The 18,926-nt window shown below is 40.8% G+C and carries 15 protein-coding genes; 11 read left to right on the top strand and 4 right to left on the bottom strand.

Features of this window, described 5'->3' with window-relative positions; genetic code table 11:
* Positions 1-103 precede the first annotated feature (103 nt).
* Genes hisA through hisIE form a run of 3 tightly spaced genes read left to right on the top strand, consistent with a single transcriptional unit; the run spans position 104 to position 2,134 of the window.
* Entirely contained in the window at positions 104-823 is a 720-nt protein-coding gene (gene hisA / locus ABJG98_RS14640) for a 1-(5-phosphoribosyl)-5-[(5-phosphoribosylamino)methylideneamino]imidazole-4-carboxamide isomerase (RefSeq protein WP_348280285.1), read from the top strand.
* Complete coding sequence (gene hisF / locus ABJG98_RS14635) at positions 816-1,568, top strand: imidazole glycerol phosphate synthase subunit HisF (protein ID WP_348280284.1); 753 nt, start codon at positions 816-818, stop codon at positions 1,566-1,568. The genes hisA and hisF overlap by 8 nt, the downstream gene beginning before the upstream one ends.
* Positions 1,565-2,134, top strand: coding sequence for a bifunctional phosphoribosyl-AMP cyclohydrolase/phosphoribosyl-ATP diphosphatase HisIE (hisIE, locus tag ABJG98_RS14630; protein ID WP_348280283.1), 570 nt, complete (start codon positions 1,565-1,567; stop codon positions 2,132-2,134). The genes hisF and hisIE overlap by 4 nt, the downstream gene beginning before the upstream one ends.
* An 81-nt stretch (positions 2,135-2,215) precedes the next feature.
* Here the strand turns inward: hisIE and ABJG98_RS14625 are convergent, their stop codons facing one another.
* Together ABJG98_RS14625 and ABJG98_RS14620 are read right to left on the bottom strand one after the other, a co-directional pair.
* The gene (locus tag ABJG98_RS14625; protein WP_348280282.1) at positions 2,216-2,578 is read right to left on the bottom strand and encodes a hypothetical protein; all 363 of its coding nucleotides are present in this window, start codon (positions 2,576-2,578) and stop codon (positions 2,216-2,218) included.
* Positions 2,579-2,860: 282 nt separating this feature from the next.
* Complete coding sequence (locus tag ABJG98_RS14620; RefSeq protein WP_348280281.1) at positions 2,861-3,262, bottom strand: DUF1801 domain-containing protein; 402 nt, start codon at positions 3,260-3,262, stop codon at positions 2,861-2,863.
* A gap of 184 nt (positions 3,263-3,446) precedes the next feature.
* Between ABJG98_RS14620 and ABJG98_RS14615 the strand changes: the two genes are divergently transcribed.
* From ABJG98_RS14615 to ABJG98_RS14580, 8 genes are all read left to right on the top strand, one after another.
* Complete coding sequence (locus tag ABJG98_RS14615; RefSeq protein WP_348280280.1) at positions 3,447-3,926, top strand: hypothetical protein; 480 nt, start codon at positions 3,447-3,449, stop codon at positions 3,924-3,926.
* Entirely contained in the window at positions 3,923-4,135 is a 213-nt protein-coding gene (locus tag ABJG98_RS14610) for a helix-turn-helix transcriptional regulator (RefSeq protein ID WP_348280279.1), read from the top strand. The genes ABJG98_RS14615 and ABJG98_RS14610 overlap by 4 nt, the downstream gene beginning before the upstream one ends.
* A gap of 105 nt (positions 4,136-4,240) precedes the next feature.
* Positions 4,241-4,669 (top strand): hypothetical protein, encoded by a 429-nt coding sequence (locus ABJG98_RS14605; protein ID WP_348280278.1) that lies wholly within the window; start codon positions 4,241-4,243, stop codon positions 4,667-4,669.
* Between the two features lie 41 nt (positions 4,670-4,710).
* Complete coding sequence (locus ABJG98_RS14600; RefSeq protein ID WP_348280277.1) at positions 4,711-5,229, top strand: DinB family protein; 519 nt, start codon at positions 4,711-4,713, stop codon at positions 5,227-5,229.
* A gap of 114 nt (positions 5,230-5,343) precedes the next feature.
* On the top strand, positions 5,344-6,267 hold the full coding sequence (locus ABJG98_RS14595) for a hypothetical protein (protein ID WP_348280276.1): 924 nt from the start codon (positions 5,344-5,346) through the stop codon (positions 6,265-6,267).
* 126 nt (positions 6,268-6,393) lie between these two features.
* Positions 6,394-7,536, top strand: a complete 1,143-nt coding sequence (locus ABJG98_RS14590; protein ID WP_348280275.1) for a hypothetical protein — start codon at positions 6,394-6,396, stop codon at positions 7,534-7,536.
* Between the two features lie 96 nt (positions 7,537-7,632).
* Positions 7,633-9,012 carry a sodium-dependent transporter gene (locus ABJG98_RS14585; RefSeq protein WP_348280274.1) on the top strand — a complete coding sequence of 460 codons (1,380 nt, stop codon included), beginning with the start codon at positions 7,633-7,635 and terminating at the stop codon, positions 9,010-9,012.
* A 370-nt stretch (positions 9,013-9,382) separates the two neighbouring features.
* Positions 9,383-9,760: an ester cyclase gene (locus ABJG98_RS14580; RefSeq protein WP_348280273.1), complete on the top strand. Its 378-nt coding sequence runs from the start codon at positions 9,383-9,385 to the stop codon at positions 9,758-9,760.
* 163 nt (positions 9,761-9,923) lie between these two features.
* Here ABJG98_RS14580 and ABJG98_RS14575 read toward each other — a convergent pair whose 3' ends face one another.
* Both ABJG98_RS14575 and ABJG98_RS14570 read right to left on the bottom strand, forming a co-directional pair.
* The gene (locus tag ABJG98_RS14575; RefSeq protein WP_348280272.1) at positions 9,924-16,910 is read right to left on the bottom strand and encodes an Ig-like domain-containing protein; all 6,987 of its coding nucleotides are present in this window, start codon (positions 16,908-16,910) and stop codon (positions 9,924-9,926) included.
* 109 nt (positions 16,911-17,019) lie between these two features.
* Positions 17,020-18,681, bottom strand: coding sequence for a LuxR C-terminal-related transcriptional regulator (locus tag ABJG98_RS14570; RefSeq protein WP_348280271.1), 1,662 nt, complete (start codon positions 18,679-18,681; stop codon positions 17,020-17,022).
* Between the last annotated feature and the right edge of the window lie 245 nt (positions 18,682-18,926).

Below are 18,926 nucleotides of genomic sequence, written 5' to 3'. Positions count from 1 at the left end.
ACTATAACTGTAATTTCTGCTCACGGAGTAATCTCATTAACTAAAGGAATTCCTGATTTAACCGCGCTGAAACAGGAATGACAATACCAAATAACAAGAACATATGCGAATAATACCAGCCATAGATATCCTTGAAGGAAAATGTGTACGCTTATCCAAAGGTGATTATAATACTAAAAAGATATACAATGAAGATCCACTTGAGGTGGCTAAATCATTTGAAGACGCAGGCTTGCAATACTTACACTTGGTTGATCTGGATGGTGCTAAAGCTGAGCACATTGTGAATTGGAAGGTATTGGAAAAATTAGCGACCAAGACGAAATTGAAAATCGATTTTGGAGGTGGCGTGAAGTCTGACCAAGATCTTCGAATCGTATTTGAATGTGGTGCATGCCAGATAACAGGAGGAAGCATTGCGGTAAAAGAACCTGTACTTTTTTCCTCTTGGATCACAGCATATGGAGCAAATAAAATCATTTTAGGAGCAGATGCGATGGAAGGCAAGATTGCAGTATCAGGATGGCAAGAAGGTACTGATCAAGAAATCGAAGCATTTATTTCTGCGTATGTTGAAAAAGGAATCGAATACGTCATATCAACCGATATCTCCAAAGATGGCATGCTGGAAGGACCTTCATTCGCACTCTATAATTCTATTCTAAAGAAAATACCAGATCTTAAGCTCATTGCAAGTGGTGGTGTTAGTTCTATTGATGACTTAATCAAATTGAAGGAAAATGGACTAGAGGGAGCGATCGTAGGCAAAGCCATTTATGAAAATAGAGTTACCCTAAAAGAATTATCCGAAATCAATGCTTAAAAAACGAATCATACCGTGTCTGGACATCAAAGACGGACAAACTGTGAAGGGCGTCAATTTTGTAGATATTCGTAATGCTGGCGACCCAATTGAGCTTGCAAAACGATACGTCAGCGAAGGAGCTGACGAGCTTGTTTTTCTTGACATTACAGCCACTGTGGATGGCAGGAAAACTTTCGCCGAGCTTGTAGAACAAATCGCATATGAAGTGAACATCCCATTTACTGTGGGCGGTGGGATATCCTCTATAGAAGATGTAAGTATTCTTCTCAATGCTGGTGCAGACAAAGTAAGTATCAACTCTGCAGCGGTTCGAAATCCTAATTTGGTAAAAGAAATAGCCGATGAGTTTGGCAGCCAGTTCGTGGTAATTGCTATCGATGCTGGTATGGTTGATGATGAGTGGAAAGTCTTCGTCAAAGGAGGAAGAGAAGCAACTGAATTGAACGTGGGTGAATGGGCGAAAAAAGTAGAAAAATTGGGTGCAGGCGAAATATTACTTACCTCCATGCTACACGATGGTACCAAAGCAGGCTTTGCTATCGAGCTCACCAATAAGCTTTCTCTAACTCTGAGTATTCCTGTAATTGCCTCAGGAGGTGCGGGAAGAAATGAGCACTTCAAGGAGGTATTTGAAAAAACCAACGCAACAGGAGCGCTTGCCGCAAGTGTGTTTCACTTTGGAGAGATTCCGATACCTACCTTAAAATCATTCTTAAAAGATCAAAACATATCAGTACGATGAATTTAATTCCAACAATCATCCAGCACGCACAAACCAACCAGGTACTTATGCTTGGCTATATGAATGATGAGTCTTTAGCAAAAACCAAAGCGAAAGGTAAAGTCACCTTTTACAGTCGAAGTAAGGATAGACTATGGACCAAAGGGGAAACATCCGGAAACTTCCTGAATGTGGTAAGCATCGCTGAAGACTGTGACAATGACACCTATCTCATCAAAGTAATACCAGAAGGTGAGACATGTCATAAGGGAACCTATACCTGCTTTGGCGACAAAGAACCAACAGGATTCTTGCATGAATTACAAGGTGTGATTCAATCGCGAAAAGAAAATCCATCGGAGAAGTCTTATACCACCGAACTCTTCAAAAAAGGTACAAAAAAGATTGCCCAAAAAGTAGGTGAAGAAGCTACTGAAGTGATTCTTGAAGCCATGGATGGTAAAAAAGATCTGCTAGTAGAAGAATCTTCAGATTTACTTTATCACCTCCTTGTTCTGTTATCAGATCAGGGATTAAATCTCGAAGATGTGGAAGCAAAACTGATGGAGAGGCATCTTAGAAAATAAAAAAAACTGCCCTCCCAGAGCCAGTATCGATGGTAAATATTTCTAGTATCTATGCCCAATATTGGATTTTAGATTGATCTATTAATCAATCGGATAGGGCACAAATACGAAATTCGTAAACTCATGATCTATTACGAAGAGGCAGCAAAATTCATCCGGATCTTTAAAATTTTCTTTGAAGATTTTTTCATCTGCAATTAAACCCCGTTGTGTAAACTCCTCCAAAAAAGAAGCATAGTAATGCCAGTCATTTTCTGCTTGAAACGCTTCAACTAAAACTTGCCCTATTGGCTGGCTCACCTGACACATAGGAAATATTGGATATTTGGAATAGTCTTGCTTCCGGATTGCATATGAGGCTTCTCTTAGTGGCTCAGCTACTTTCACAAAATCGGAAGAGACCCGGCCAAGCTGTTTTGGGTCTAATTCTGGATCATTTTGCATCTTCTTTCAATTTTAATAATACCACATTTCTACGCACTGAGTTTTTTTGGCCGCAACTTTTCCAACTAGTCTTTGAGAAAATTTTGACGTAGCGTATCTAAAGTGCAAAGATCAGACAAACTCGTGTGAGTTTCTCAGGTTTTTCTCATTTTAAAAGAGAAAAACTTATAAAGTAACTCTTGCTATTTAGAAACTGATGAAACAACCATCAAGTGGTTCCATATCAAAAAAACAGGTTAAAATTGACTGGCTGATAGTTTCTACTAATTTGGATTGGGCTATCTATCCTTTGTACTCCTTGTTCTTGTTATAAGCTGCGGCAATAATGTGTTCCAGAGTTTCGATATTCACATCGGCAAGCTTATTTATATAAAGACATATGTTCCCCGTTTTATGTTTACCCAAATCATTCAATAGCTCTTCTTGACTTTTAAATCCATTGAGCACGTATAAAACCAAATGTTGCTTTCTAGGCGAAAAGGAAATTAAAGGCAATCTTGTTTCCCTTCCACTTTCATATCTATGGACATAGCTACCGAAACCAATTATTGATGGTCCCCATCTGGCAGGTTCCAACTCAGTTATTCTTTGCATCATCTTAGTCAATTCAAATCCATCCTTTTGCCTGGTCTCATTTTGACGTGATCTAATGAATTCAATTACGTCGCTACTTTTTTCTTCCATATCGTGTATGATTTAATTCCAAATGCTCAATTTGTCACCCATCCTTCAATTTTCTATTAGCAATAAAAAATATCCAATCCTTTGCCCGTAAAAGAATTGTGTTTAAATTGAAACCCTAAGGTATCATTTTGATAGTTATAATTATCATAATGACACTATAATGTTACATAATTAATTAATTACAATGAGTAATCACAAAACTTCGAGTGCTGATAAGGTTGATACTTATCGACGACTGATATTTCTAACAATGTTGTTGCTGTCATTGATTTTTGCAGTGAAAACAGGATTTTACCTCGTTGAAAATGAGGTTAAAAGCATCTTGGAGATCATTGCTAAGGGCTTATTCGCATCGTTCGTCATAGTTCTTTTAGCCGCCATCTTTGTGAAGTGGAGATATATACTACCTGGTGAACGATCCGTTTTATCTGACACTGATAGTTATTCTTATCAGAAAATGAATGAAGCCTGTAAAGTATCTTGGATTCTAACTCTTTTATTGCTTGCTTTTATAACAACAATGACTACTAAACTCAGCTCAGCATTTCCTACTGAGTTTTACTTAAATCTTACACTCTTCTTCATGATGGCTGTTTTTAGCATTAGCTTTTTTATTTTGTTTCAGTGGCAGAATGAAGGTGAGTCATCAAATACAGATGTATGAATGTGAAACTCGAAAATCGCATCCATGTGTTTCGGGCAGAACATCGTCTGAGTCAAAGTGAGTTAGCAAACCATATTGGTGTATCTCGTAAAACCATCAGCACTATTGAAATTGGGAAATTCATTCCATCGACTATGATTGCACTAAAGATCGCGCGATATTTTCAGGTTCCAGTCGAAGAGATTTTTACACTGAAGGACATAGAGTGATCGATATCCATTTTACCTTTTAGAACAGTGAATCCAGATTGAAAAGAGAAATCTATATTATTCGAATATTACAAATAACTACCAACCAAAAAAGAGAAATACAGAATGAAGACTTTAGTACAGTGCATCAAAGCGTTAGGAGTTGCCATAGGCACATTGGCAATCACCGTCATTGCAAGCTATCCAATGGTAGCTTTCTATGCATACATTATTAATCCGGGACATGATAGGAAGTTTTATGAAGATGCTGCTCAATGGATCGCCCCTTGGTCTTCTTACCTTTTAGGACCGATTGTTTTTTTCGGATTCAATTACTGGCTTTCTAAACGAACTTCCAAAAGAAATGCCATGGCTTTCGCAATAATGAGCATCAGTTTTTATATTATTATTGAGATTGCTTTGTTATCCGCAATGTCCATCGATATTCAAGAAAAATTATTCAATCTGAGCGGTATAGCCTGGCTCTCGGTTAAGCTTGTTGGCGCATTGTTGGGTGCTTACTTAGGACAGCGAAGTGTCAAAACAGCTAATTAACGAATTACAAAAGCCTGTAGATTGTGAATAAATATTAGAAAATGATGCAACAGGTAAAATGGTTTGATAGAGTTTTTGATTTTACAACGGAACACAACATCCTTCCATCAATTATTGAGAGACTTGAAGGTACTCCATTGCGACTCGCGCATAAAATTACTGAGCTTCCCACCGAACAATTGACCATTAAGCACGATAATAAATGGTCCATTCAAGAAAATATTGGCCACCTTATTGACCTGGAGCCAATCTGGCATGGTAGGCTGGAAGATATACTGACCAATAAGAAATTTTTAAGATCCGCAGATTTAGAAAATAAAAAAACAGACTTGGCAGGTCATAACAATAGGGAAATTAACGACCTGCTAATGGAATTCAGAAACACCCGAAAAGCAACTATTAGTAAACTTAGATCTATATCAGAAAAGGAAGTTTATAAGTATGCTTTGCACCCTAGATTGAAAACTCCTATGCGTACAATGGATCTATTTCTTTTTGTTGCAGAACATGATGATCATCACCTCGCTCAGGTTAGCAGATTAATAGAACAGTTTAGCTGAAATTGTCAGTACTGACAACTATGATTCATTTCCGACAATTTGAAAAAAAGCAGGACATCTTCCATACTTTTAAGATTATCTAAATTACTAGGAAACTAAAGTTCTTATGAGCCAATGAGGTCAACTTCCTTCTTAAATCCCCTGAAAGGTATTGTGTTATTATTCAACCTAATATTCTTCAACCCACAGCCTATTAATGCACAAACTCAGTCATCTGAGATATCCTTTGAGGATAGAAAATCATTATTCAGTTATGACAAGTCGATTGACTTAGGCATTAAGGACATTGCGCTAGAACAAAGAGAGTCTGTAATTATTCGTGATATAACCTTCGTAGGAGTGCCTGGTACCGACTCAGTTGAAGCTTACATCGTTGAACCGAATGGTTCGGGCGTATTTGCAGGAATTTTGTGGGGACATTGGCTTGGTCATCATACATCAAATCGGGAGCAGTATCTGGCCGAAGCAGTAGCCCTGGCTTCCAGAGGAGTTATTTCAGTGTTAATCAATACTATGTGGTCAGACCCTGCTTGGTATGAGAGCCGGGTATTGGAAGAAGATTATGGAAATTCAATCCGGCAAGTCATTGAATTTCGACGCGCCATGGATCTGCTGATGTCTCATGAGAATGTTGACACTGCACGCATTGCATTTGTAGGACATGATTATTCAGGCATGTATGGTGCTATTGCAGCCGGCGTTGAACCCAGAGCCAAAACCTATGTTTTTATTGCCGTAACATCCAGTCTTTATGATTGGGCTTTTCTTGCCAATCAACCAAAATCAAAGTATGAGTATGTAAGACAGAATGCGGTTTTCGAATTGACTGATTTTGTAAGTCAGCTTAAGGGTAGCGTGTTTTGCCAGTTTTCTAATAGTGATCCATTCATATCAAAAATTGATGGAAATATTTTCTTTAATGCACTGACACCAAATGCTAAAGAAAAAAAGAGATATGACGCTGGCCATTTTATGAAAGGTGAAGACATTATCTCCGACCGTACTGCCTGGTTAATTAGGGAATTGAACCTAAATTAACTTGGTATATTATATCCGTATAAGAAAGATTACCAAATTAAGGTTGATATTGAATGTTTATCAATAGACTCTTATCACGTCTACAACCGCTTGTAGGGTTTTGACGAAGCTTATTATCTTAGAAATATGAGTGATGAATCTATTTCAGGAATCGAAGAAAGTAGCATTCTTCTTTTTTATGGGTGGTGGCAAATGGCTGTATGCTTTTTTGCCTTCCTGGGCTTGCTTGCAATCTGGTTTCACCTTGGAAGGAAACAAAAAGATTTTGGACAGGTTTGGCTGGCTTTATCAATTTTAGCGTGGAGCTTTTCAGGCACTTGTGAAATTATTTTCTCATTAGTGGAAAATGAAAATAAAGAGCTCTATCTAAATGGGACCAGAAGTATTTTCTCTCTTTTCAACAGTTTATTTATTCTACTTGCTCTGCCCTGGTTTCGTTATCTACCTTCTTTGCTCAAACCCTTGATTCAATCCAGATTTTGGAAACTATTTGTTGGCTTACCTTTCCTGTTTTCGCTACTACCCACACTCAATAGAATGTCAAGCTCCAACGAGCAATCGTTCATAAATGAGCTGGATGTCTATTATGCCGTTCTGACATTGATTTTTCTTGGCTATGTCCTTTGGGAATCATTTGCCAAACGTAGGCTGAAAATGCTTGCATGGCTATCTGTAGTGTGTATTTTGACGACATTAATTGCTCAGGGATACAAATTGATCGGTTCTGACATTAACCAGACACTCTTTTCTGCAATTTTTAAAACCTCTTTGATTATGCTCTTCTTCGCTCTGGCTTTAAGTTGGGTAAGGGAACTTTCATTCCAAATAATTCCAGAAGTAGAGAAATTATCACTATCACTTACTCGAGTCCGGAAGGTTGGTGGAAAATTTGATCATATTGTAAAGCTCTCTGGAATTGCTGGAAATAGTACATTTCCATTATCTCAAGCACTTTTTAATCTATTGCTAAAATTTGCCATGAGTAGAAAGAGTGGGAAGGACTGGCTGGAGATAAAACCCAAGAATGACCAACGAACCGATAAGCAATATGACATTAATGACCATAATGAAATAAGGCGTCTGAACATCGCAATTTTAGAAGGAGTTTTTGGGAAAGGGAACTGGACCAAAGACCTTCATGAAATACCGCTGAAATCCACGCTCTTTGAGACTGCTGATGATGAAGCTAGAAAAGTGCGCTTGTCCGTTTCTCCAGATCACATCCGGCTCTCTGAAGATTTGACAGTTCAGACAAACAAGATTGTCTGAATAATTTCTTCTGACCATTTCATAATTACTTTAGACAAATAACCGAATCAATTTCCAATAATTCTGAGATTGGCAACTCATAAAATTGTTGTCAAAATGAATAAAAGAGGAAACTTTTCGAATCGGTTGGGATTCATAGCTGCGACCGCAGGAGCTGCTGTTGGTTTGGGAAACATATGGGGATTTCCATACGAAGTAAGTCAAGGTGGTGGAGGTGCCTTTCTTTTCATATATCTCTTTTTTTGTTTCACCATCTGTATCCCAGTTATGCTAACTGAGTTGGCAATTGGAAGAAAGACAGGCCGCAATGCCGTCGGAGCCTTTAAGGCTCTTGGTTTTAAAAATTGGAAATTTGCCGGGCTACTTGGCATCCTGAGTAGTATCTTGATTCTATCATATTATAATGTGATAGCGGCCTGGGCATTCGGATACATCTTCGAAATAGCAACTTTCAATTTCAACATTCACCATGAATTCCAGAGCTATACTTCTGATCTTTTTAAGGTGGTTTCCTATGCCATAATTTTCATGGCACTAACCAGTTTTTTTGTTTCAAAAGGTGTCTCCGGAGGCATCGAAAAGCTGGCTAAAGTGCTAATGCCTGCTTTGATCATTATGATCATTTCGGTTTCCATCTATGCAATGACTCTTCCCAATGCAATCCAAGGGCTTGAATTTTATATTATTCCTGATTTCAATGAAGTTACATTAAGTACTGTGTTCAATGCGATGGGGCAGGCCTTTTTTTCTCTTTCACTAGGAATGGGAGCTTTAATAACTTACGGGAGCTATGTAAGCAAAAAGGAAAACTTAGTGAAAAGTGCTGTCATCGTTACTCTAGCTGATGTTGGGATAGCCTTTTTAGCAGGACTGATGATTTTTCCCCTACTTGGATTTATGTCAGAAGGACATTTAGACAATGTGGCCAATGGGCCTGACTTGATTTTTGTTTCATTGCCTGAGATTTTTGCCGAAATTGGGGGTAGTACTGGAGCGTTTATCGGTGCATTCTTTTTCCTCCTTTTATGCTTTGCTGCGCTTACCTCTACTGTTTCCATGATGGAAGTTCCTGTAGCTTTTCTGGTCGATGAATTTAACATAACCAGAAAGAAGGCCGTACTCACCACTGCTCTGGTAGTATTTTCAACTGGGATACCTTCTCTTCTTGGAAACGGGTATTCAGATCAACTGACTTCTTTTGTTAAATATATCGGATCAGATCAACCCATTAGCTTTTTAACATTCGTAATCAATCTGGCTAATGACACACTCCTTCCCCTGGTAGGCTTATTGATCACCTTATTTGCTGCTTATGCCTGGAAAAAAGCCAACCTCGATCAGGAGCTAGCTATTGGTTCTGATTATAAGGCCTCATTCCTTCAACGATATATGACAATAGCGCTGAAATATATATTGCCTATCGTGTTAACTACCATACTGATTATGAAATTACTGGTGACATTTTTTGGAGTGTAGCTAAGCAAGGTGTGATTCTTTCAATTTTTTCACGATTTACTCTCTTGGCGAGTTAAGGCCTACTTAGAAATTCTCCATAGATAGTATTAGCAATAGAAAGAATGAAAGCGAGAAACAAAGACAGTACGAAAATTCATTTAGTCTAGATTTTCTTAGTTTTCATTTCAGCCCTCCGTTAAGGTACATTTCAATTGCTCTACTTTAGTAGATGTTATATAAACACAGATGGACTGTCATCTTCAAATACCTGGTTTGCAACCCATGGATAACGACATACCAAAAAATGATGTACCCTCAGATTTTGAAAAGGCTGCTGGAAGGCCGCATAAGTCAGCTTTGGAATTATTAAGAACTTTAAAATGATAAAAAAGTGAACTTAGAAAAAAACAAAGAAAATGCCATTGCATACTACAAAATGGCCTACGAGGGAGATCCTCGCATCGCTATTGAATTGTACGTTGGGGATCAATACATTCAACACAATCCAGATGTAGCTGACGGGTTAAATGGATTTATCAATTATTTCGAACGGATGCAAAAAGAGTATCCTGAAAAAAGCATTGAATTTGTTAGATGCATTGCTGAAGGCGACTTAGTAGCCATGCACACTCATCAGATATGGCCTGACAATGATCAATACGTTACCATGGATTTCTTCAGGTTCGACGATAAAGGAAAAATTTGCGAGCATTGGGACTCCATTCAAAAAATCCCTGAGACGTCTGCAAATCCCAATTCGATGTATTGAAGGATTTTTAGTCGGTCAGGATTCTGCGCGCTCAAAATTCTAGCAAAACATGTATGTTTTCTTCAGATCTCTTGAACTTAGAATAGAAAAGGGCAGCTCCTCGAGCCGCCCATAATCGCTCCCCGACTGACCCAATCTCGTTGGATCAAGATCGGGGGCTGCCTTAGTTTGTCTTTACGATTCGTTTGTGAATTTTATGATTTCCGCTAGTAATTTCTATTAAATAGACACCTGGAATGATGTTCCTAACATCCATTTTTCCTGGTTGAGCAAGCTCATTCTTGAGTAGTTTCCCCCTTAGATCGAACAATTGTGCCGAGACTGCTTCATTGCTCTCGATGAAAATGAAATCTGAGACTGGATTTGGATAAATCTTAACTTCGATCAGCTTATTATCAATCGCAAGGGCAGTTTCTTCTGTAACCTCAAAAGTGATCGATTCGGAGGCAGCATTGTAGTTGCTATCACCTTCCTGACTGACTGTCACTGTTATGGTTCCTGCTGTTCCATCGAGTGTTACAGTTGCTCCTGCGATGGATGCTAGTCCAATTACCTCATATGAAAGTTGCAGCCCGGAATTCGTAGTTGCTGTGACATCAAAAGGGTCGTCAGTTGTCAGTTTATCAGCGACTGGATCTATCGAAATAATTTGATTTGCTTTGGTAATAGTAAATGACTGAGTGACTTCACTTGCAGCATTGTAATCATCATCACCAGTTTGGCTAGCTGCAAGAGTTACATCCCCTGCTCCATTGAGCGATACAGTTGATCCACTAATAGAAACGGGTCCACTGATGACCGACAACTGAACACTTAGTCCAGAGGAAGCTGAAGTTACCAACTCAAAAGAAGGATCACCATACGTTTTGTTTGCAATTGGATCGAAAGTGATTGTTTGATCCATTTTAGATGGATTGATGACATCAAATGAGATGGATTGCGAAGTTGAATGGTAGTTTTCATTCCCTAGTTGGCTAACGGTAACTGTCACCACACCACTTGACCCATCCAGTGAGATGGTTGTGCCACTGATTGAGGCTGGCCCGATGACCTCATAGGTGAGTTCCAGGCCAGTATCAACGCTGGCTGAAATATCAAATGGGTCATCTATAATCAGCTTGTCAGCCACAGGATTGATCGAAATGGTCTGATTTGCCTTGCCGATTGTGAAAGATTGAGTTACTTCATCGGCGGGCAGATAGTTTTCATTCCCAGCTTGATTAACAGCGATCGTAGCAACCCCAGCTCCGCTGATTGTAACCGTGGCGCCACTTACAGAGACAGGGCCGCTCACCACGCCGTATGTCACAGGCTGACCTGAAGATGCGCTTGCATTAATCGTAAAAGGATCATCATCAAAAATCTTGTCGGCAATCTCATTAAAAGAAATTGACTGAACGGCTTTGTTAATGATAAACGTTTGAGTCACTTCAGGGGCAGGATTAAATGTCCCATCCCCTGATTGATTTGCAGAAATAATTGCCGTTCCAGCTCCTGTAATCATCACCTCATTTCCAGTAATGCTAATCGGTCCGCTTACCACACTTAAGTCAACTGCAAGAGCGGAAGTGGCACTTGCCACTAAACCGAAGGAAGTGTCACCAAACGTTTTGTCTGCAATCGCGTCAAAGGAAATGGTTTGATCCGTTTTGGCTGGATCGGAAATATTGAAAGAAATGGATTCACTTGTGCCGTTGTAATTGACGTTACCAGCCTGGCTTACTTCAAGAATTACCATTCCGGAAACCGCATCGAGGGTAACAGTTGTACCAGAGATAGAAGCCGGCCCGCTTGCGATGGAATATTCGAGTGTTAATCCAGAGGTGGTTTGAGCATTGACAGTGAAGGGTCCATCCGTAGTTAGTTTGTCCGGTACCGGATCGATCGTTACCAGCTGATCAGCTTTAAGTACCGTCAGCACCTGCATCACATCTATGGCTGGATTGTATGTTGCATCGCCACTTTGAGAAGTGGTAATGTTTGTCGTTCCTGCACCGTGAATCGTAACGGTACTGCCAATAATGGTGGCAACCGATGGATTCAAACTCATGTAGCTTACTGCCAAACCTGACGAAGCAGTTGCTGATAAATTGAAGTCAGAATCTCCAAAAATTTTGTCATCCAGTAAATTAAAAGTGATGGTCTGATCCAGTTTCTCTTTGGTTGTGAAACTCCAGGAAGATTCATCGGTCCCTGCAAACGAATTCCCTGCCAGATCTTCGATTCCTCCTGAGATAATGAAGTAAACATCCGTGCTGCTAGGGAGGTCGATGGGGATATCATATGTCACTTGATTACCGGCTACTACTGCATTTCCAATGAATGACCAAGTGGCTCCAATCTGAGAATCATCCGATGCATCAAACATCTCAAACGTGCCAGAACTACCCAGCTGAACGTCTTCATCGAAAGTCAGCACTAAATCTGTATCAATAGCCACGCCCGTAGCTCCATGTGATGGATTTAGCGAGGTGATCGCAGGAGGGGTTGTATCAGGAGCTTCTTCCGTTGTAAAGTCCCAATCATCTTTTGAATGGCCGACAAATGGGTTGCCAGTCAAGTCTTCAAACGCACCATCTTCTATAGCGATGTAATACCTCGTTTCATGATTCAAACTAGCAGCATCCAGTGAGCCAAGGGCATTGAAATCGATGGTGGCCACATTCCCGCTGATTGAGACATGCTGCACGATATTTCCAAAAGCAAATGTTCCATCCGTGGAATACTGCTTTAAAATGACATTTTCACTGCCAGTCTGAATAGGTTCATCGAACGTCACAACATATACCCAATTGTCAACCGCAATATCCGATGCATCATCTACCGGATTCAATGACACGATAGAGGGAGCGGTATCATCAGCGACCGTTGTAAAACTCCAATCGAGCTTTGCTATTCCTTCTAGCTCATCACCCGAAAGATCTTCAAGCCTACCTTCAGCAATTTCTATGTAGTATTCAGTGGAGACATCCAGTGATGTCGCATCGAGGCTGGCATCTGCATTAAAATCAATGAGAACCTGAGAACCAGTGACGATCACTTTGGAGCCAAGAACATCGGCTGAAGCAAACACTTGATCATTGTCTATTCTTTTCAGATTTATTAAGCCATTGCCAACCTGAACAGGATTATCGTAATCGATAGTATAGCTCCATTGAGAGGTAGAGACATTGGTCGCATCATCAGCAGGGTATAAAGAAGAGATCATTGGGGTCGGTGGTTTAGTGGTAAAATCCCAATCATCTTTTGAGTGACCTGTGTAGGCATTGCCAGCCAGGTCTTCAAAAGTACCGTCTTCAACTTCTATGTAATACCTCGTCTCATTGTTTAGGCTAAAAGCGTTCAGATTTCCCAGGGCATTGAAATCAATGGTAGCTGTGTTCCCGGAGATTGATACATGCTGAGCAAGGCTACCAGTCGTGAAGGTCCCATCTGAGGAATAAATCTTCAACCGAACAGTGCCGCTACCGGCTTGAACCGCCTCGTCAAATGTGATGGTGTACACCCAATTGTCAACCGGAACGTCTGTTGCATCATCGAGTGGATCCAGGCTTGAAATAGCAGGCGCAGTTACATCTGCAGCTTCTGTTGTAAAGCTCCAGTCTGGTTTAGCTATTCCTGTAAACCCATTTCCTGACAGGTCTTCAATTGCTCCAGATGGAATTTCCAAATAGTGATCTGTGTCCATATCCATCTCCGAAGTTCCCTGGCTACCATCTGCATTGAAGTCAATACTTAACTGAGAACCAGAAATAATCGCTCTCGCAGAGCCTGGAGTAGCCACACCATAAACGGCATCATCGCTGCTCCTTTTTAGATAGATAAGGCCGCTACCTGCCTGGATATCTTCATCGAAATCAACAGTGTACATCCAATTCGTTACCGAAATATCAGTGGCGTCATCAAGTGGAGTGAGTAGCGTTACTGTTGGAGGCGTTACGTCGCCACCAGCTTCAGTAGTGAAATCCCAATCATCTTTGCTGTGACCTGTGAAAGCATTGCCTGCCATGTCTTCAAAAACACCGTCTTCAATCTCGATGTAGTATTGTGTACTTTCCGACATACTGATTGCATCTAAACTGCCAAGCGCATTGAAATCGATGGTTGCGGTGCTCCCGGAAACTGAAATATGCTGGGTGAGGTTCGCCGTAGCAAAAGCACCATCGTTTGAGTAGATTCTAAGCCTCACAAACCCGGTACCCTTAACCACCGCTTCATCAAAAGTGACTTCATAGAGCCAATTGTCCACTGAAATATCAGAAGCATTGTCTGTGGGGTTCAAAGTAGAAATGGATGGAGGCGTTAGATCAGCAGTCGATGCTGTGGTGAAACTCCAATCAGGCTTGACAATACCTGGGAACTTATTGCCCAACAGATCTTCAAAGGCATTTGGTCCAATCTCAATGTGATATTCTGTAAGTTCATCCAAACTAAAACCATTCAGACTGCCATCAAAATTGTAGTCGATCGTCACAACATTATCCACTATGGATACCTTATCTGTGTTAAAGGAGCCAGTAGAGAGTAGCGTTAAATCATCGGAAGATCTAATCAACTCCACGTTTCGAGTTCCCGAAGTACCGGTACTTACCTGAACATCCTCATCAAATGTTATGGTAAAAACAAAATTGTCCACCGCAATGTCGATGGCATTGTCTACAGGTAAAAGACTGCTGACTACAGGCGGATCTGTTTCTGCTGCCGCAGTGGTAAAATTCCAGTCAAAAGTGGAAGTAAGCCCCGCATGACTACTACCAGTGGCATCTACAAAAGATCCCGAAGCCACCGTAATGTAATGACCCGTTGAATTGTTCATTGTTACGGTGGGAGTAAATGAAGCTGTATTCCCTGAAATTGTGACGTCACTTGACGTAAAGGCTTCCAACAAAGTTGAAGGTGATTCGTAGAGTTCAATATCAATGTTGTGGGCGAAAATGGACTCGTCAAAAGTCACGGAGAATGTTTGGCCGCTGGCTTGCACGTCGACAGCTTCGTCGAGCGGTGACAAACTAGTTACCACAGGAGGTGTATTGGAACCTGTTGTAAAATTCCAGGTGTCTTTGTCACCAAGATTTCCAAACGCATTTCCTGCCAGGTCTGAAATAAGGCCTGAAGGAATTTCCACATAGTACTGTGTGTCGAACAAAATGCTTCCCGCTACGGCCTCCAGATCTATGATCAACTGATGTCCGCTATATGTTGCAGCCGACGAAGGGGTCGTGATGTCCACTACTTTCACAGTCGCATTGTTATCGTAACGTTTTACCACCAAAGAGCCAGAACCCGAGGGTTGGATGTCTTCATCGAATGTTAGGGTTAGGCCTGTAAGAATACTAATTCCGGTAGCATCATCTGACGGGAAAAATGATGAAACAATAGGTGGATCTGTGTCAAGAATGTCACCTGTGCTAAAATCCCATGTGTCTACATCTCCATTTGAAATTCCAGAAGCTTCATTTCCAGCATAGTCGATAAACATGCCGTCATCGAACCATACATACAGGTGTGTATCATCCGGCAGGTCGGCGGTGAGGTCGATTGTGATATCATTACCGGAAAAGGACACCTCACTGCTGTACACATTCACGTCCACCACAGATGAGTTGTCCGCTTTTTTACGAATGTGTAACTGCTTGTTTAGAGACGCAGAATTTGAAAGAGGGCGTACGGGCTCATCAAATGTTAGGACCAGATCAGCACCAACTGCTATGTGATCCGTGCCATCTGCTGGTGAAAAAGAGGTGAAGGAAGGTGCATTTGAATCTGTTGACGTATTGTATACAGCCAAAAATCGATCATCCGTGCTGCCATCTCGTGTTTTGTTGAAAATCCCAGCCCCAAAGTCAAAGTCCTCCGCTGCGCTACCGAGTGTCCCACCTACATAGACATTGTCACCAGCATCGATGAACAGATTGCTGGCTTTCAGGTTTTCGTCAATGACAAGGGAACCTGTCGAGCCATTGTATTTTTGAAAACTCCCCAGCCCTTCATCTACCACATAGATGTCGCTATTTGAATCCAGTGCGAAATCATCATTATTTACAGAAATACTGATGGCTGATTTCACACCTCCAGACGACCATTTTTCGATAGCACCTGATCCAGAAACCCAGGCGTTTCCATCAGAAGCAATTTTTAATTGTGAATTGACCGAATTGCCATCATCTGCCCACTGAAGGGCATAGCTGCTGTTGTACTTGGCGATAAAGAGACTACCGCCAGCACCTCCGTCAATTTGCGTTGATCCGGCACTCGGGTCAAACTCTGTGTTATTGAAAAATCTTCCGGTGAGATAAATATTGTCTGAGCCGTCCACGTCGATGGAAAAAGCTTCATTGTGATTAACTGATGAAGCAACTATTGCAGTAACGACTCGCTCAGAAGAAGAAAGGCTACCTGTTCCCTGATCGAAGGCAGCCACAAAGGTGTTGTGATTGTCTACGGTGGCCGGGCTGTTTGCAGGCAGGTTCATGGGAGTTCCGTTGGCATATCTTCCGGTAATCAACACATCTGATGACGAAAGAGCTAGATCATGAACGTTCACCTGTGTGACGGATGTAACAGGATTACTTGTCCAGACTTCCTGTCCGTTTGTGTCAATCTTAGTTATGAATGGAGACCGGTAATCATTGCCAAGGCTACTTGATCCTTGCACGCTTTGACTACCACTTGCAGCAAAATGGATCGTAGCACCCGGGATTCCATCCACATGGCCAACTAAGTAGATGTTTCCAGATGCATCGAGTTCAATTCCTGCAGCTCCAAGTTGTGGATCGACACCCGTGGAGTAGATGCCTACTACCCATTGGTAATTTCCAGCTGCATCATACTTTGCAAGAAAAACATCTGTCCAAGCATCAGTCGTAGGAGTGCCAGGTAGAGAGCTGGCCCCAGCAGATGGATCGAAATCTACACTTTCCGAGGCATCAAAGTGACCCAAAACATAGACGTTCCCACTTGCGTCTGCTAAAATTTGCTGAATAGACAAACCACTTGTGTTTGTTTGAGCAATGTTGTTGATAAACTCTAGATTTTGAGATTTGGCGGATACACCTAAAATGAGAAGGATCAGAAAAATAATGAATTCAATGACCCTCTGCTTATTTTTAAACTGTTTGAAAGACTGATCGTCTGTGCGAAATGTTTTCATGGCTTTAGCGATTTGTTTGATTCGAAATTCAGAATTGAACCAATGAAATCGCCCACCTACCCTGGGTAGAATTGGCTACCCGCCCCGGATAGTTTTCTAAGATGTGCCTTTATGACTTGGAAAGAAGCTTTTCAAGTGCCTCGCTTCGGTTGGAGACGCCTAACTTTTCGTAGATTTTTCTTAAATGAAATTTGACCGTATTGATAGAAACAAAAACCAAATCAGCAATTTCCCGATTGGTCTTGTCTGTAATCGCGTGTTGGAGTATCTCAAATTCTCGTTGCGACAGTGGTTTGATCAGTCCTTCGTTGAGCTGATGCAGGCTGATGTTCACCTCAGGAGGAAGGATTGTTTGGATGCGAACTCGTAAGGTGTCAATCTCTTGAGAGAGGAGTGCTTTCTTTAGTCGGAACTTTTGAAGTTGAACAAAAATGATGATCGCAGCAAAAACAACTACCAAAATAATCCCTGTGAGGAGGACTCGAGATTCCCTTCTTCGTCTTTCAATTTCACTTTCCTTCAGTCTGTTTTCCAGTTGCAACAATTCCACTTCTTTCTCATTTTGCTCGGTTATAAACTTTAATTCAAGGTTACTGACCTTTTGAAGTTGCTCATTTCTGCTTAGGGAATCTATGTAAATCTGATTCTGTTTGAGGTACCTAAAGGCTTCTTGAACATTATTCTGACGTTCATAAATTGCAATTAAATCAGCATGTGCTTTAATCAAATCTTCAAGTAAACCAGCCGACTTGCAAACCTGTATAACTGACTTTAGCTCGTTGAGAGCTCTTTCATATTCGCCTCCTTTTTCAAAGGCTTTTGCCAGATGAATCCTTGCTTTCACTTCAAAGAAGGCATTGTTCTTTTTCTTGAAAAATGCTACTGCTACTTGTCCGTTACGTTTCGCTTGGCCTAGTCGGTCCATCCGCGTGTACAATTGACACAGACCAATAGCTCGCTGCATCATTTTAATCGAATCTTTCAAACTAGCATGAAGTTCATAGGATTTTAGAATGTGGCTCTCTGCCTCTTCAAAGAGTGAAAGTTCCATTTCCATGGATCCAAGATTGTTGTATCTGACCGCCAGCCTACGGGTGTCTTTCTTGGTCACAAATGATAAGGACTGAGTGTAATAATCCAGCGCTTTCGTGTAGTCTTTCTTTGAGGCAAATAGATAACCAAGGGTATTTAGATCGGAAGAAATGGCCAGGGAATCTCCAGATTCCAAGTCTAAATCGTAGGCAAGTTGTATGTAATGGATACCACTGTCGTAATTCGTTAATCTCACATGATTAGTTGATAGGTTGAAATAACTCGCCGCTGTTTCTTCTTTATCGTTGGCAGCAATAGCTAGTTTCCTTGCAGCATGTTGAAATTTGTTTGCTTTTTCGAACAACCCTAACTGTGCGTAACACCAACCTATTTCCGAATATGACTTCATTTTTAGCTTAGAGTCCCTGATTTCACCAAATTCCAACTGTTCTATTACGTTTTTATAAAGCCCGATGGCTTCCAGGAATTGATTCTGATAAGAAATGATGTCGGCCTTAAGTTTTAATATCGGAGCAGGATAAGAGGGGGAGTTCTCCAAAGCCTTATCCACATAAAGAAGCGCACTATCGTAGTTTTCATCATCATAGAACATTTGGGCTTTTCGGGCATTATCCTGGGCAATAGCCACGAAGCAGTTCAGTATGAACAAAAGTTGCAGTGTATATTTTGCAACCATTTGATGAACACTAATAAACTGTTTTAGATCAGTAAATTTCATAATGGAATTTGTAGTGCAAATCTGGTTTTCCTGGACTTATTCACTCATATGAAGTTAAGGATATATTCACAATCGGCAGAAACTTGAATCACTTCGCTTTATTGACTTCTACCGATGTTTGAAAAAAACGGTGGTTTAATGTTTTTTTTTGCACTGAACACTTTCCCACGCTACACAGTCATTTTCTATCGATCAATATTTTAATTGTCAGCGAGGGATCGACTAAGGTTTGGAGTCTAAAGAGG

Origin of the sequence: Ekhidna sp., assembly GCF_039960695.1 — a bacterium.
In the GTDB taxonomy this organism is placed as follows: Bacteria; Bacteroidota; Bacteroidia; order Cytophagales; family Cyclobacteriaceae; genus Ekhidna.
This window is presented reverse-complemented; position numbering and strand designations above follow the sequence as displayed.